12 protein-coding genes are annotated in these 12,366 nt (G+C 55.4%); 8 read left to right on the forward strand and 4 right to left on the reverse strand.

The window, feature by feature from the left end; translation table 11 throughout:
* The first annotated feature begins 36 nt into the window (after positions 1-36).
* Complete coding sequence (yrbN, locus tag EDC54_RS18225) at positions 37-108, forward strand: protein YrbN (RefSeq protein WP_380895436.1); 72 nt, start codon at positions 37-39, stop codon at positions 106-108.
* Positions 101-1,960, forward strand: coding sequence for a DEAD/DEAH family ATP-dependent RNA helicase (locus EDC54_RS05910; RefSeq protein ID WP_132454213.1), 1,860 nt, complete (start codon positions 101-103; stop codon positions 1,958-1,960). Before yrbN ends, EDC54_RS05910 begins: the two co-directional genes overlap by 8 nt.
* Positions 1,961-2,035: 75 nt before the next feature.
* On the opposite strand, the gene EDC54_RS05915 is transcribed toward EDC54_RS05910, so the two are convergent.
* The 3 genes from EDC54_RS05915 to ubiU form a co-directional block, all read right to left on the reverse strand.
* On the reverse strand, positions 2,036-3,043 hold the full coding sequence (locus tag EDC54_RS05915; protein ID WP_132454215.1) for a luciferase-like monooxygenase: 1,008 nt from the start codon (positions 3,041-3,043) through the stop codon (positions 2,036-2,038).
* Between the two features lie 301 nt (positions 3,044-3,344).
* Positions 3,345-4,223 carry a U32 family peptidase gene (locus EDC54_RS05920; protein WP_132454217.1) on the reverse strand — a complete coding sequence of 293 codons (879 nt, stop codon included), beginning with the start codon at positions 4,221-4,223 and terminating at the stop codon, positions 3,345-3,347.
* Positions 4,224-4,234: 11 nt separating this feature from the next.
* On the reverse strand, positions 4,235-5,230 hold the full coding sequence (gene ubiU, locus EDC54_RS05925; protein ID WP_132454219.1) for a ubiquinone anaerobic biosynthesis protein UbiU: 996 nt from the start codon (positions 5,228-5,230) through the stop codon (positions 4,235-4,237).
* Between the two features lie 309 nt (positions 5,231-5,539).
* On the opposite strand from ubiU, the gene ubiT reads away from it, so the two are divergent.
* Positions 5,540-6,064, forward strand: coding sequence for a ubiquinone anaerobic biosynthesis accessory factor UbiT (gene ubiT, locus EDC54_RS05930; RefSeq protein ID WP_132454221.1), 525 nt, complete (start codon positions 5,540-5,542; stop codon positions 6,062-6,064).
* Positions 6,058-6,639: a GNAT family N-acetyltransferase gene (locus EDC54_RS05935; RefSeq protein ID WP_132454223.1), complete on the forward strand. Its 582-nt coding sequence runs from the start codon at positions 6,058-6,060 to the stop codon at positions 6,637-6,639. The genes ubiT and EDC54_RS05935 overlap by 7 nt, the downstream gene beginning before the upstream one ends.
* On the opposite strand, the gene EDC54_RS05940 is transcribed toward EDC54_RS05935, so the two are convergent.
* Complete coding sequence (locus tag EDC54_RS05940) at positions 6,522-6,899, reverse strand: GIY-YIG nuclease family protein (RefSeq protein ID WP_132454225.1); 378 nt, start codon at positions 6,897-6,899, stop codon at positions 6,522-6,524. The two genes, EDC54_RS05935 and EDC54_RS05940, sit on opposite strands and share 118 nt — an antisense overlap.
* A 201-nt stretch (positions 6,900-7,100) precedes the next feature.
* Between EDC54_RS05940 and EDC54_RS05945 the strand changes: the two genes are divergently transcribed.
* From EDC54_RS05945 to deoD, 4 genes are all read left to right on the forward strand, one after another.
* A complete protein-coding gene (locus EDC54_RS05945) occupies positions 7,101-8,579 on the forward strand; it encodes an amidohydrolase (RefSeq protein WP_132454227.1) in 1,479 nt (492 codons plus the stop codon).
* A gap of 396 nt (positions 8,580-8,975) precedes the next feature.
* On the forward strand, positions 8,976-10,304 hold the full coding sequence (gene deoA, locus EDC54_RS05950; RefSeq protein ID WP_132454229.1) for a thymidine phosphorylase: 1,329 nt from the start codon (positions 8,976-8,978) through the stop codon (positions 10,302-10,304).
* A 74-nt stretch (positions 10,305-10,378) separates the two neighbouring features.
* The gene (gene deoB, locus EDC54_RS05955; protein WP_132454231.1) at positions 10,379-11,602 is read left to right on the forward strand and encodes a phosphopentomutase; all 1,224 of its coding nucleotides are present in this window, start codon (positions 10,379-10,381) and stop codon (positions 11,600-11,602) included.
* 42 nt (positions 11,603-11,644) lie between these two features.
* Positions 11,645-12,364 carry a purine-nucleoside phosphorylase gene (gene deoD / locus EDC54_RS05960; protein WP_132454233.1) on the forward strand — a complete coding sequence of 240 codons (720 nt, stop codon included), beginning with the start codon at positions 11,645-11,647 and terminating at the stop codon, positions 12,362-12,364.
* The last annotated feature ends 2 nt before the right edge of the window (positions 12,365-12,366 follow it).

A 12,366-nucleotide genomic window follows, 5' to 3' on the forward strand; every position in this document is an offset into this window, starting at 1 on the left:
AATCCAATTTGAGCCGGTTCACACTTTTCAATGAAAATGACTGAAAATTTTCACGACGAGTTATGTAGACTGGCCGCCATGCTTAATGAGGCACGTGTACATGACTGATGTAGTAATTTCTTTTGCTGATTTGGGGTTGAACACCTCTATTCTTAATGCCCTGACTGATTTGGGCTATGAAAAACCGTCCCCGATTCAGGCGGAATGTATTCCTCACCTGCTGAATGGTCGCGATGTTCTGGGTATGGCGCAGACCGGCAGCGGTAAAACAGCCGCTTTCTCCCTGCCGCTGCTGAACAATCTGAAACCTGAACTGAAAGCGCCGCAAATTCTGGTACTCGCACCGACCCGCGAACTGGCGGTACAGGTGGCGGAAGCCTGTAATGATTTCTCCAAGCATATGCACGGTGTGAACGTTGTCGCGCTGTACGGCGGCCAGCGCTATGACGTGCAGCTACGCGCGTTGCGTCAAGGGGCGCAGATTGTCGTAGGGACGCCAGGTCGTCTTCTGGATCACCTGAAACGCGGTACGCTGGATCTGTCCAACCTGAGTGGTCTGGTGCTGGACGAAGCGGATGAAATGCTGCGTATGGGCTTCATCGAAGATGTGGAAAACATCATGGCCCAGATCCCGGCTGAACATCAGACCGCGTTGTTCTCTGCCACCATGCCGGAAGCGATTCGTCGTATTACGCGTCGTTTTATGAAGGATCCGCAGGAAGTGCGTATCCAGTCCAGTGTTACCACTCGCCCTGATATCAGCCAGAGCTATTGGATGGTACACGGTATGCGTAAAAATGAAGCGCTGGTCCGTTTCCTTGAAGCAGAAGATTTTGACGCGGCGATTATTTTTGTGCGCACCAAAAATGCCACGCTGGAAGTGGCGGAAACATTGGAACGCAGCGGTTACAACAGCGCCGCGCTGAACGGTGATATGAATCAGGCGCTGCGTGAGCAAACGCTGGAGCGTCTGAAGGATGGTCGTCTTGATATCCTGATCGCGACGGATGTTGCGGCGCGTGGTCTGGACGTTGAGCGTATCAGTCTGGTCGTCAACTACGATATCCCGATGGATGCCGAGTCTTACGTTCACCGTATTGGCCGTACTGGCCGTGCAGGCCGTGCAGGTCGGGCACTGCTGTTTGTCGAAAACCGTGAACGTCGCCTGCTGCGCAACGTTGAACGCACCATGAAGTTGACGATCCCTGAAGTGGAATTGCCGAATGCCGAACTGCTGGGGCAACGTCGTCTGGCCAAGTTTGCCGCTAAAGTCCAGCAACAGTTGGAAAGCAGCGATCTGGATATGTACCGTGCGCTGCTGACGAAGCTGCAACCACAGGAAGAGTTAGATATCGAGACGCTGGCCGCGGCACTGCTGAAAATGGCGCAGGGTGAACGCCCTCTGATCCTGCCGCCGGATCCGGTATTCCGTCCTCGTCGTGAATTCCGCGATCGTGATGACGCTCGTGGCGATCGTCGCCGTGATCCTCGCGACAGCCGTGACGGCGATCGCCCGGCGCGTCGTGAGCGCCGTGACGCCGGTGAGATGGAACTGTATCGTATCGAAGTCGGTCGCGATGACGGCGTGGAAGTTCGCCACATTGTCGGCGCGATCGCCAATGAAGGGGATATCAGCAGCCGCTACATCGGTAACATCAAACTGTTCGCGTCTCACTCGACGATCGAACTGCCGAAAGGAATGCCGGGTGACCTGCTGTCGCACTTCACTCGCACACGTATTCTGAATAAGCCGATGAATATGCAACTGTTGGGTGATGCTCAGCCGCATGAACGTCGTGGCGGCCGTCCGGGTGGCGATCGTCGTGATGGCGCGCCGCGTCGCTCTTTTGGCGGAGAACGCCGTGAAGGTAATGCAGGCGAGCGTCGCGAGCGTGTATTCAACCGTGATAACCGTAATGGCGCTTCACGGGCACCACGTCGTCGTCCTGCGGACGCGTAAGCGCCCGGTTCCAATGAAAAACGACCCATTTCAGGGTCGTTTTTTTTTGGGTCAAAACAAACGTATTCGCTGAGATTACAGCGTTTGCCGCACGCTCATCGCAATTTCAAAAGACTGGAGCCGAGCCTGATGGTCAAAGATTTGGCCATTAATCATCACCTCATCGACCTGCGTTTCACGTAGCAAACTCTGTAATCCATGCCTGACTTTTGCACGATCGCCGACGATCGATAAACGCAGCGTTTGCTCTACGCCGAACTGCTCGGCCGGAGACCAGACGGTGTCCATATTTTCTACCGGTGCCGGTAGCGGGCCTGGTGTACCGCGACGTAAGTTAATGAACTGCTGCTGCATCGAGGTGAAGATGAAACGGGCATCGCGATCGCTGTCGGCTGCGACGACATTGACACACACCATCGCGTAGGGTTTGGCGTTGGTCGCTGAAGGAACAAAGGTTTCCCGGTAAATGCGTAATGCTTCCAGCAGCATATCCGGGGCAAAGTGAGCGGCGAAGGCGAAAGGCAACCCCAGTTTTGCCGCCAACTGTGCGCTGTATAGGCTCGATCCCAATAGCCAAATCGGAACGTTTAATCCTTGCCCCGGAACGGCCTGTACCGGCTGACCCGGCTGTGTGTCGGCGAAATAGCGTTGCAACTCCTGCACATCGCGCGGGAAATCGTCGATATCCGCATTCAGATGACGGCGCAGCGCCATCATCGTGCGCTGATCGGTTCCGGGCGCGCGGCCTAACCCCAGATCGATACGGCCGGGGTACAGAGATTCCAGCGTACCGAACTGTTCCGCGATCACCAGCGGTGAATGGTTCGGCAGCATCACGCCGCCAGAACCGAGCCGGATGCGCTGCGTGCCGGAAGCGATATACCCGATGAGCACGGCGGTTGCTGCGCTGGCGATACCCGTCATATTGTGGTGTTCCGCCAACCAATAACGGTGATAGCCCCATTTTTCCGTGTGTTGCGCCAGATCCAGCGCATGGTGGAAAGCGTCACGCGGTGTCGCACCTTGCGCAATAGGCGCGAGATCGAGGACGGAAAACGCGGCAGGTTGGGAAGATGTGGACATAATTAAGCTCACTTTGTTGTTCACTGACGTCGCATTCGTAGGTTGCTGATAATGCGGTCAGCCAATGATGAAAGTCAGAGAAGTATGGGACAGGTTGCTGTTCTGCGTAATTCAAAAGGTGCGCTTATGCTTATTTTACTTCAGGTTGCGCCTGTATTGGCTCTTTTCCCCGCCGTGTTCCATCCGATCCGCGCTCAAGAGCCGCCGCGTGGGGCTGTTCAAAACGTTAGGACGTTCAAAACAATCACGTTGTGTTCTGAGGCTTGATGCCTCAGAGCGTGTAAAAAAGCGGACAGTTCGGTTACGGAACGAGCTCAAGCCCGGCGACGCGACGCCAATAGCCGTTGCAATCCGCCTGATTTTCCAGCGTGAGTGGCGCATTTCCCTGTTCGTTGGCGCGGAATTTATCCAGCATCGCAGGGGTGCTGATGTCATGAGGGGACAGCCGGACAATATCGACCAAGCCTTGCATTGACGTCAGTTCATTGCCCAGATTGTAACAATAGCCGCTTTGCGTCTGGATGCCGTTGAGGACGAAAACCTGCTGGTTTTCCTGCGACAGCACGCTTCTGCCCTGTGGGTAGTTGAGGCAGCAGGTTTCGCATTCATCTTTTGGCCGATTTTCTGAACGGGCGGTAAAACAGCGTGCGGAATAGGCCAGAGGCAGGTGGCCATAGCTGAGCACTTCCACTTCAAACTGATGACGAAAACCAAGTTCATCGCACTGATTGAGCAGGTTTTGCAACCAGTCGCGCGAGAGTTCGACCGGCATACACCAGCGCATCATGCCTTGTTTATGCAGCACGCGCAGGGCGTAAGCGTTATAGCAGTTTAGTGCGTGCCCGGCGACAAAGGGGAGCCCACGCTCGGCGGCCATGTTCACGGCTCCCAGATCGTTGGCTTCCAGTAAGAACTCGCCGTTTTCCACATAGCGTGTTAACTCCGTGAGTTCAGACGGTGCCTGCAATAGCGCCAACGTGGAGATGACCACCTGTTTTCCGCTGGCGGCGATATCACGCGCCATATTGAACCAGTCCGCCGCTTTCATCAGGCGACGTTTGCTGCACACCGTTTCGCCGAGATAAATGATGTCGGCGCTGCTCTTCATCGCCGCCTGATAAAATGTCTCAATATTCTCTTTCGGCCAGTAGTAGAGGATATTCCCTAATGCGTATTTCATGTGTTCTCCTGCTACTGCCATTTGCGGTGGTAAGCGCCAAGCGTGGTCTGCGCACCTTCCGCCACCGCGCCTAACGCATCCATCCATGCTTGAGTCGGAATGAATGTCTCTGGATGGGCGCGACAACGGTCTATTGCCTGCCGCCACACCTGGGTGATCTGGCTGACGTAGGCCGGGCTGCGCTGACGACCTTCGATTTTTACAGAGGCGATATTGGCAGCCATCAGTTCCGGCAGCAATGCCAACGTGTTCAGGCTGGTTGGTTCTTCCAGCGCGTGGTAGCGCTGCCCATCGACTAAATAGCGGCCTTTACACAGTGTGGGATAACCGGCGTTTTCATCGTCCTGATAGCGGTCAATCAGGACATCGTTAAGACGGGATTCCATGCCGTTTTCCGTCTGCTGCCAACGGACAAACCGCGCCGGCGAGCAGGCGCCAACGGTATTCGGCGATTCGCCGGTCAGATAAGAAGAGAGGTAGCAGCGACCTTCCGCCATAATGCACAGGCTGCCAAAGGCGAAGACTTCAAGCGGCACCGGGCTGGTACGGGCGATTTGCTTCACCTGATGAATAGAGAGCACGCGCGGCAGAACGATGCGTGAGACATCGAAATGGCGATGATAGAAGCGAATCGCTTCGGTGTTGGTGGCGGAAGCCTGCACTGAGACGTGGCGTTCGATGCCGGGATAGCGTTCGGCGGCATATTCCAGCATGGCAAGATCGGCGAGGATCAGTACATCGGCCCCGATCTGCGCGGCCATATCCACGGCGTGTTGCCAGCGCTGATAGCCGTCCGGGTGCGCAAAGGTATTGATCGCGATATGCAGTTTACGCCGGTGGCGGTGTACGTACTCGCGCGCTTCCTGTAGCTTCTTCTCGGTAAAATTCAGCCCGGCGAAATGACGTGCGTTGGTGTCGTCTTTCAGGCCGATGTAGACCGCATCCGCACCATTATCAATGGCAGCTTTCAAAGCCGGCAGGTTACCGGCGGGGCAAAGCAGTTCCATATTCTCTCTGTCCTTCATTAATCCATGTCGGGCCGCAGCCGTTCGGCACGATCAATGACGTTCGGACTGATGAAAGTTGTTATCAGTCGATGAATGTTGTTAACGATAGAGAATCTTAATTAACCGGTCGGGAAATGACTTTGATTTAAGCCAGATTATGGTGTTAATCGTCTGTCTTGAACGAAATCTGTTGGGCATAAATAGATAACCGACTAAATTATTGATATAGGCCTCTGTCGCTTACGGCGGATATGGCAAAATGTCCGAAGATTATCTGAACAGTCAGATTGCTTTTAGAGGAGTACGCCAGTGTTGGATAAACTACGGGCGCAGATTGTGCGTCAAGGGCCGGGCTTATTCGGTAAGCCGCTTAAGTTCACGCCTTTTGCGCTACAGCGTCAGGTGTTGGAACAGCTGTTGGGCTGGCAGTTTCATCAGGCGCTGGAAGAGGGCGACCTGGAATTTCTCGAAAGCCGCTGGTTGAAAATTGACGTGCGGGACGTGGGTTTACAGTGGTTTATGACGCTGCGCGACGGTCGTTTAGTGGTGAGTCATGACGAGACGCCGGATGTCAGTTTCAGCGCGGACGCTAACGATCTGATTTTGATTGCGGCCCGTAAAGAAGATCCCGATACGCTCTTTTTCCAGCGTCGCCTGCGCATAGAAGGGGATACCGAACTGGGGCTGTATGTGAAGAACCTGATGGATGCTATTGAGCTGGAGGCGATGCCTGCGCCGTTGCGTATCGGTCTGCTGCAACTGGCGAATTTCGTCGAGGCGGGTTTACAGGAGGGCGTGATGCAACCAACCAGTCGCGCGCCGGCATCATGTTGATTCGTGTTGAAATCCCGGTGGACGCCGTGGGGATCGACAGCCTGCTGCGCCGCGCTTTTCCGACGGGCGCGGAAGCGCATCTGGTTCATCAACTGCGGGAAGATGGCTTATTGACGCTGGGTGTCGTCGCGACGGATGATGAGGGCGGCGTCGTCGGTTATGTCGCATTCAGCCCGGTACTCATTGCCGGTGAGGAGCGGCAATGGGTGGCGCTTGCGCCCCTGGCGGTAGAAGAGACTCTGCGTCGTCAGGGCGTGGGGGAAAAGTTGGTCTACGAAGGACTGGATGCGCTGAATGAATTTGGCTACAACGCGGTTGTCGTGTTGGGGGACCCCGCTTATTACGCCCGTTTTGGTTTCATTCCCGCAGCAGAACAGCAACTGCATAGCCGTTGGGCGGATAGCGAATCGGCATTTCAGGTATATCAATTGGCGGATAACCATGTTGCAGGTGAAGGTCAGTCGGAAAGCGAAAGCGGCTTTGCACAGGTCAGTGGGCTGGTGGAATATGCCGAACCGTTTAACGCTTTTCTCTCGCCAGCAAACAACACATCAACGCAGAGTGTCTCCGGCTGATCCTGTATCAGCCGTTCTTTTTGGTTTTTACTCAACTGCTTAATGCGGTATTCCAGCCTGAGCGCGTTTGAGCGATCCCCCGCCGCGCACTGAAAAACCAGCGTCAACTCGCCTTTTCCCCGCAGCGCTTTAGCGCCTTTTCCCCTCTGGTGTTGCGTCAGACGACGGGCAACATTGGTTGTGATGCCTGTATAGAGCGCGCCCGAGGCGGTGCGCAGGATGTACAGATACCAGCCGGAATGTTCATCGCGTTCCGTCATGGGCTATCAGCGACTCTCTGAAAGGGTTTCGGTGACAGTCAGTTTAGGGCGCTTATCCTGCCGAGTGAAGTAGTAAGTTGCTGTCGCTGAGCGGTTTATTTTTGAAAAAGCGGTTCGGCACAGCTAAACATAAATAACACCGCACCACATCAATCGTCGTTATTTACCGACATGCATTTCTTTTACGGATAGGGAAAACGTATGACACTGAAACGATATCTACCGCCAGCGTTGGTCGTGGCGCTCTCTTCTTGCTTCTTTTCACTGAGCCATGCCGCTGAACTGGCTGAAAACGATCGGGAAACGATTGTGAACGCCGTTGCGAACTACGCCAGTCAGATGACGAGCGTTGCCCGGCAGATATGGTCAAAGCCTGAGTTGGGCTATTTAGAGACGAACACCTCCCGGCTATTACAGGATGAGCTAAAGGCCGCAGGGTTTCGCATTGAAGCTGGCGTCGCGGGGATCCCGACGGCGTTTGTCGCGACGGCAGGGAAATCCGGCGGGCCGGTTATCGGTATTCTGGCTGAGATGGATGCGTTACCGGGGTTCTCTCAGGCCGCGACGCCGACGCGTTCGCCGATTGACGGTATTGAAGCCGGACATGCCTGCGGGCATCACCTGTTTGGCGCCGGGTCGGTTGGAGCGGCGATTGCGCTGAAACAGTGGCTGGAGGCAACGGGGAAACCGGGCCAAATTCGGGTTTACGGCACGCCGGCTGAAGAGGGCGGTTCTGGTAAAGTCTATATGACGCGGGCGGGGCTGTTTAAGGAGGTGGATGTGATGCTGCACTGGCATCCCGGCGATGAAAATTCTGCCTCGCAGACTTATACGCTGGCGAATGTGAACGGCAAGTTCCGTTTCTATGGCCATTCTGCCCATGCGGCAATGGCGCCAGAGAAAGGCCGTTCGGCGCTGGACGGTGTGGAGGCGCTGAATTTTATGGTGAACGCGATGCGGGAGCATGTGCCGCAGGAGACGCGGATTCACTATGTGATTACCGATGGGGGTAAAGCGCCGAACGTGGTGCCGGATTTCGCCGAAGTCTATTATTATGTGCGTCACCCCGATCCGGCCGTGGTTGCCAGCGTGACCGATCGCATCCGTAAAGCGGCGGAAGGCGCAGCGCTGGGAACCGAAACGCGCTATGAGTTCGAAATTCTCGGCGGTGTGTACAGCCTGTTGCCTAATGACGTGCTGGGAAACGTGATGGATGACAGCCTCCGACGCGTTGGGGCGCCGCAGTGGGATAAGGCGGACACGGATTTTGCCTCGGCTTTACAGAAAACATTGGATCAATCCAGACTGCCGCCGCTTTCCCGTGCGGGTGATATCGCGCCGTACCATTTTGGCGGGACGGGATATGCCTCGACCGATGTGGGCGATGTCAGTTGGGTGGTGCCGACGGTCGGGTTGGGAACGGCGACCTGGGTGCCCGGCGTACCGGCGCACAGCTGGCAGGCGGTGGCATCCGGAGGTATGGCGATTGGCTATAAAGGCATGGAAGTTGCGGCCAAAACGCTGGCCGTGACGGGGGCTAAGTTACTGAACGATCCCGTATTGATTCAACAGGCGAAGGCCGAATTTAACGAGCGTCGTGGCGAGAATTTCCACTATAAACCGCTACTGGGAGACCGTGAACCGGCGCTGGATTATCGCAAACCCTCAGCAGGGAAATAATTTACCCGCTTTGCCTGCGGTTGCGCCCTGCGTTCAGGGAGAAACCGCTATGCTTACAGGATTCGAACCGAAAGTATCAGGCGTGTGCTATCAGGCGGTTGGCCGGGGAGTGTCGCCGCGTGTCATTCATCTGATGAGCCTTTTCGGAGAAGAATGTGTGATTAAAATCACATATAATCACTATCTATTGCATTTCTCTTACATCAAGTGTGAATGATTGCACAAAAAATCCAGACATGGCGTGTTCAAATCAAAGGGCTGGCTGTATGAGTGACGCGTAAGAGGCCGTCGTCTAATCGGCAAGTGGCGTACCTATTTTGGGCGCAGAAGAGGCGATGGACGGCAGGCCTGCTTTGGCGCGTTGCGCCATATCAGAATTCATCAGGAGTACAGATCTTGTTTCTGGTTCAGGAAATTATTCGTAAGAAGCGTGATGGAAAAGCACTGAGCGAAGAAGAAATCCGCTTCTTTATCAACGGTATTCGCGACAATACCGTCTCGGAAGGACAAATCGCCGCTCTGGCGATGACGATTTATTTTCATGACATGTCGATGGACGAGCGCGTGGCGCTGACGTTGGCGATGCGTGATTCTGGCACGGTATTGGACTGGAAAAGTCTGAACCTGAATGGCCCACTGGTGGACAAACATTCCACCGGCGGTGTGGGAGATGTGACCTCGCTGATGTTGGGGCCGATGGTCGCGGCCTGCGGGGGATACGTTCCTATGATCTCCGGGCGCGGTTTAGGCCATACCGGTGGTACGCTGGATAAGCTCGAATCGATTCCGGGATTGGATATTTTCCCAAATGATGATGATTTCCGACGGATCATCCAGCAGGTTGGCGTGGCGATTATTGGGCAGACGTCATCGTTGGCTCCGGCGGATAAGCGTTTTTACGCTACGCGTGACATTACCGCGACGGTTGATTCGATCCCGCTGATTACTGCATCGATCTTAGCGAAGAAGCTGGCAGAAGGGCTGGATGCGCTGGTCATGGATGTCAAAGTGGGATCGGGGGCGTTTATGCCAACCTATGCGTTGTCTGAGCAGTTGGCGCAGGCGATTGTCGGCGTGGCGAATAATGCGGGGTGCCGTACCAGCGCGTTGCTGACCGATATGAATCAGGTGCTGGCCTCCAGCGCGGGCAACGCGTTAGAAGTGCGGGAAGCGGTGCGTTTCCTGACGGGGGAGCGCCGTAATCCACGCCTGTATGATGTGACGATGGCGCTATGCGGCGAGATGCTACTGGCGGGGGGACTGGCGCACTCGGCGGATGACGCGCGTTCGCGTTTGCAGGCCGTGTTGGATAACGGCAGCGCCGCGGAGGTTTTTGGCCGTATGGTGGCGGCGCAGCGCGGTCCAGCCGATTTTGTCGAACATTATGATCGCTATCTGCCGGTCGCGATGCTCAGTAAACCTGTTTTCGCCACGGGAGAAGGGATTGTCACTGCGATGGACACCCGGGCGCTGGGCATGGCCGTGGTGGCGCTGGGCGGCGGACGTCGTCAGGCCAGCGATGCGATCGATTATAGCGTCGGGCTGGATTGTATGGTCAGTCTGGGAGAACGCGTAGACGGGCAGCGCCCGCTGGCGGTAGTCCACGCCAATACGGAAGCACAATGGCAGCAGGCGGCGGATGAAATTCGCGCCGCGATTCAATTGGGCGACGTCGAACCTGAAAAGACCCCAATGGTTTATCAGCGGGTGAGTGCGGATGCGTAACCGCGCCGCCAGGTGAATTGAACAACCCTGCCGACAGGCGGGGCGTTTGCGCATAACAGCGCAGGAGAGCAAGAATGAAACGTGCATATATTATGGTTCTCGACTCGTTTGGCATCGGCAGCAGTGCCGATGCAGAACGTTTTGGCGATGCGGGTTCAGATACGCTGGGGCATATTGCTCAGCAGTGTGCGGCTGGCAAGGCAGACATGGGGCGCAGCGGCGCGTTGCATTTGCCGAATCTGAGCCGTTTGGGGTTAGGTAAAGCCGCAGAGGCTTCGACGGGGACGTTTCCTGCCGGGCTGGATGAAAACGCAGACATTATCGGGGCCTATGCGTATGCCAGCGAGATTTCTTCCGGTAAGGACACGCCCTCTGGTCACTGGGAAATCGCCGGTGTACCTGTGCTGTTTGACTGGGGCTATTTTAAAGATGAAGAAAACAGTTTTCCGCAGGCGTTGCTGGATAAACTGGTCAAACGCGCCAATTTGCCGGGCTATCTGGGCAACTGTCACTCTTCTGGTACGGTGATTCTGGATCGGCTGGGTGAAGAACACATGAAGACGGGCAAACCGATTTTTTACACCTCGGCGGATTCCGTGTTTCAGATTGCCTGCCATGAAGAGACGTTCGGGCTGGATAAACTGTACGCGCTGTGTGAGATTGCGCGCGAAGAGTTGACCGAAGGCGGTTACAACATCGGGCGCGTGATCGCACGTCCTTTTGTTGGCGATCGACCCGGCCACTTTGAGCGCACCGGTAACCGTCACGATCTGGCCGTTGAACCGCCTGCGCCAACCATGTTGAAAAAGCTGGTGGAGGAAAAAGGCGGCGAGGTGGTTTCCGTCGGTAAAATTGCGGATATTTATGCGCAGGTCGGCATCACCAAAAAGGTGAAAGCAACCGGTATTGATGCGTTGTTTGATGCCACGCTGAAAGAGATGGACGGCGCGGGTGATAACACTATCGTATTTACCAATTTTGTTGATTTCGACTCTGCCTACGGCCATCGCCGTGATGTCCCGGGTTATGCCGCCGCACTGGAGCTGTTTGACCGCCGCTTGCCGGAGCTGATGTCCCGCGTGACGGGGGAGGATATCCTGATTCTGACGGCTGACCACGGCTGCGATCCGACCTGGCACGGCACCGATCACACGCGTGAAAACGTACCGGTGTTGATTTACGGGCCAAAAGTGAAGCCTGGTTCATACGGCCACCGTGAAACCTTCGCCGATATCGGGCAGACGGTCGCCGCCTACTTTGGCTTGTCGCCTATGGACTACGGAAAATCGATACTGTAAAAAGCAGCGTTTACGTGAAACTGACTAATGAAGGAATAAAGCATGGCTACGCCACATATTAATGCAGAAAGGGGTGATTTTTCCGACGTTGTACTGATGCCGGGCGACCCGTTGCGCGCCAAATATATTGCTGAAACCTTTCTGGAAAATGCTCGTGAAGTGAACAACGTCCGCGGCATGCTGGGGTTCACCGGCTCGTACAAAGGCCGTAAAATTTCCGTGATGGGACACGGGATGGGGATACCATCTTGTTCGATCTATGCGAAAGAGCTGATCACCGAATTCGGCGTCAAGAAGATCATCCGCGTTGGATCATGCGGTGCGGTGCGTGAGGACGTCAAACTGCGGGATGTGGTGATTGGTATGGGAGCCTGTACGGATTCCAAAGTGAATCGTATGCGCTTCAAAGATCATGATTATGCGGCCATTGCGGATTTCGATATGGTGCGCAACGCGGTTGATGCCGCCAAAAACCGCGGCGTTTCTGTGCGCGTGGGTAACATTTTTTCCGCCGATCTGTTCTATACACCCGATCCGCAGATGTTCGACGTGATGGAAAAATACGGCATTCTGGGAGTAGAGATGGAGGCCGCGGGGATCTACGGCGTGGCGGCGGAATTCGGGGCGAAAGCGCTGGCAATCTGTACCGTGTCTGACCATATTCGCTCCGGCGAACAAACCACGTCAGAGGAGCGTCAGACCACGTTCAACGAAATGATTGAGATCGCGCTGGAATCCGTGCTGCTGGGCGACAGCGAATAATC

The organism is Samsonia erythrinae (assembly GCF_004342665.1).
Lineage (GTDB): Bacteria > Pseudomonadota > Gammaproteobacteria > Enterobacterales > Enterobacteriaceae > Samsonia > Samsonia erythrinae.

Coding starts and splice junctions, on each gene's coding strand:
- EDC54_RS05910 (WP_132454213.1), top strand. CDS start 101: ATGACTGATGTAGTAATTTCTTTTGCTGATTTGGGGTTGAACACCTCT.
- EDC54_RS05915 (WP_132454215.1), bottom strand. CDS start 3,043: ATGTCCACATCTTCCCAACCTGCCGCGTTTTCCGTCCTCGATCTCGCG.
- EDC54_RS05920 (WP_132454217.1), bottom strand. CDS start 4,223: ATGAAATACGCATTAGGGAATATCCTCTACTACTGGCCGAAAGAGAAT.
- ubiU (WP_132454219.1), bottom strand. CDS start 5,230: ATGGAACTGCTTTGCCCCGCCGGTAACCTGCCGGCTTTGAAAGCTGCC.
- EDC54_RS05935 (WP_132454223.1), top strand. CDS start 6,058: ATGTTGATTCGTGTTGAAATCCCGGTGGACGCCGTGGGGATCGACAGC.
- EDC54_RS05940 (WP_132454225.1), bottom strand. CDS start 6,899: ATGACGGAACGCGATGAACATTCCGGCTGGTATCTGTACATCCTGCGC.
- EDC54_RS05945 (WP_132454227.1), top strand. CDS start 7,101: ATGACACTGAAACGATATCTACCGCCAGCGTTGGTCGTGGCGCTCTCT.
- deoB (WP_132454231.1), top strand. CDS start 10,379: ATGAAACGTGCATATATTATGGTTCTCGACTCGTTTGGCATCGGCAGC.
- deoD (WP_132454233.1), top strand. CDS start 11,645: ATGGCTACGCCACATATTAATGCAGAAAGGGGTGATTTTTCCGACGTT.